Below are 277 nucleotides of genomic sequence, written 5' to 3' on the forward strand. Positions count from 1 at the left end.
GCCGATGCCGCCGCCGCCCGCCGTGCTCTGGAGAATCACCGGATAGCCGATGCGCTCGGCCTGCGTCAGCGCCTCGCCCAGGCTGGCCAGCAGGCCCGTGCCGGGGGTCATCGGCACGCCGGCATCGGCCGCCAGTTCACGCGAGCGGTGCTTCAGGCCGAACTCGCGGATCTGCAGCGGCGTGGGACCGACGAAGGCGATGCCCGCGGCCTCGCAGGCTTCGGCGAACTCGGCGCTCTCCGACAGGAAGCCGTAGCCGGGGTAGATGGCCTGCGCG

General features: G+C 73.3%; 1 protein-coding gene. It reads right to left on the reverse strand.

Going from position 1 to position 277, the window contains the following annotated elements; translation table 11 throughout:
• Window positions 1–277 (reverse strand): biotin carboxylase N-terminal domain-containing protein (locus SB751_RS29975; RefSeq protein ID WP_410749019.1); only part of this gene is annotated, 277 nt, incomplete at both ends.

It is taken from the genome of Cupriavidus sp. SIMBA_020 (assembly GCF_046535395.1).
Lineage (GTDB): Bacteria > Pseudomonadota > Gammaproteobacteria > Burkholderiales > Burkholderiaceae > Cupriavidus > Cupriavidus campinensis.